At 37.5% G+C, this 1,559-nt stretch carries 3 protein-coding genes; all 3 read left to right on the top strand.

Features of this window, described 5'->3' with window-relative positions; translation table 11 throughout:
- Positions 1-233 precede the first annotated feature (233 nt).
- The 3 genes from HMPREF2704_RS02645 to HMPREF2704_RS02635 all read left to right on the top strand — a co-directional run bounded on the left by HMPREF2704_RS02645 (position 234) and on the right by HMPREF2704_RS02635 (position 1,443).
- Positions 234-515 carry an autorepressor SdpR family transcription factor gene (locus HMPREF2704_RS02645; RefSeq protein ID WP_003009465.1) on the top strand — a complete coding sequence of 94 codons (282 nt, stop codon included), beginning with the start codon at positions 234-236 and terminating at the stop codon, positions 513-515.
- Complete coding sequence (locus HMPREF2704_RS02640; RefSeq protein ID WP_070464617.1) at positions 502-1,137, top strand: SdpI family protein; 636 nt, start codon at positions 502-504, stop codon at positions 1,135-1,137. Before HMPREF2704_RS02645 ends, HMPREF2704_RS02640 begins: the two co-directional genes overlap by 14 nt.
- Before the next feature lie 96 nt (positions 1,138-1,233).
- Positions 1,234-1,443: an IS3 family transposase gene (locus HMPREF2704_RS02635; protein WP_305367072.1), complete on the top strand. Its 210-nt coding sequence runs from the start codon at positions 1,234-1,236 to the stop codon at positions 1,441-1,443.
- Positions 1,444-1,559 lie beyond the last annotated feature (116 nt).

The raw sequence follows: 1,559 nt of genomic DNA, 5'->3' as shown, positions 1-1,559 counted from the left end.
TAGGATTTTCTATCAAACAAAGTTAGGAGGTCTTCATTTGATGGTTTTATTATAAGGCTGATTTCTTAAAGAAAACTTAAGAAAAGACGCTGTTTATAAGAATCGGTCTTAGGTCTGATATTTTTTTACAACAGAAACTATTTAGATTTTTTTCTAAATAGAGTTGACAAACCCATCCGAAAGTACTAGAATCTATTTAGAAATATTTCTAAATAGATTAGAGGAGATAGAGAATGAATTTTGCGCAAACATTTAAAGCTTTATCGAATCCGATAAGAAGAAGTATCTTAGAACTGCTAAAGGCGGGGAAATTATCTGCGGGAGATATCGCTGGCCACTTTGATGTAGCAGGAGCGACCATTTCTCATCATTTAAGCCTCCTCAAGCAGGCAGATTTAATTCGAGAGGAAAAAGAGAAGAATTTTATCTACTATGAACTCAATACTTCTGTCTTGGAGGATTTAATGGTCTGGCTCGTTGATTTGAAAGGAGACTCTACTGATGAAAACGAATAAAAAACTATTGCTATTAACTTCTATGGTGATCCTTTTCCCCATGCTTTGGGGGCTGATGATTTGGTCGCAATTGCCTAACCAAATCCCGATTCACTTCAATTTTGCTGGCCAGGCCAATAACTTCCAATCGAAACCCCTGGTTGTGTTTGGTCTTCCTATTTTCGATCTCATGGTGCATCTGTTTATGATCTTTATGATCGGTCGCGATTCTAAGAATAGCGCTATGAATGAGAAAATGATCAGAGCGATTTACTGGTTGACCCCAATCGTTTCCTTAAGTACCTCCTATCTCATCTATAGCAAGGCGCTAGGATCTACTACCAATCCATCAGTTTTTGTTTCGGTTCTGCTAGGGCTCATCTTTGTAATCATGGGCAATTACATGCCTAAGCTAAAAGTGAATCACACGGTTGGAATCCGTCTGCCTTGGACCTTGCAGAGTGAAGATAACTGGCACAAAACTCATCGCTTGGCAGGGAAATTGTGGGTCCTCGGAGGGTTGATCCTTCTACTTGAAGCAGGACTTCAATTCGCACTTTCTTATGTTTTGGTGCTGGTCATCCTCGCCATTGTGTTTATCCCTATGGTGTACTCATATCAATTAAGTCGGAAAAATCGTTAGTATGAAAAAAGGTAAAAACCAGTGGAAATCCGTGTTAGGATAACTTCTACTGGTTTTTATAGTGCTTGATTTCATCGCTTTCTTAGCCAAAACAAATTGAAAAAAGAGCGTACCAAATTCCTTCATCTGAAAGCGTATCAGATGAAGTTTCGCTATGAAGGACGTAGTCCAGATAACAGCATGATGGAATCCTTTTTTGGCATTTTGAAATCAGAAATGTTTTATGGTTATGAGAATACATTTAAGTCGCTTAATCAATTGGAACAAGCTATTGTAGACTATATTGATTATTACAGCAACAAATGAATTAAGGAAAAACTAAAAGGATTTAGTCCTGTAAAATACAGAACTAAATCCTTTGGATAGCCTATTTGCCTAACTTTTTTTTGGGTCAGTACAATCTGGTTGCTAGGGCTTTATTA

Origin of the sequence: Streptococcus sp. HMSC076C09 (assembly GCF_001837905.1) — a bacterium.
GTDB classification, from domain to species: domain Bacteria; phylum Bacillota; class Bacilli; order Lactobacillales; family Streptococcaceae; genus Streptococcus; species Streptococcus parasanguinis_I.
This window is presented reverse-complemented; position numbering and strand designations above follow the sequence as displayed.

Bases quoted from the DNA above. Each gene is read 5' to 3' on its own strand.
- HMPREF2704_RS02645 (WP_003009465.1), top strand. From the start codon at position 234: ATGAATTTTGCGCAAACATTTAAAGCTTTATCGAATCCGATAAGAAGA.
- HMPREF2704_RS02640 (WP_070464617.1), top strand. From the start codon at position 502: ATGAAAACGAATAAAAAACTATTGCTATTAACTTCTATGGTGATCCTT.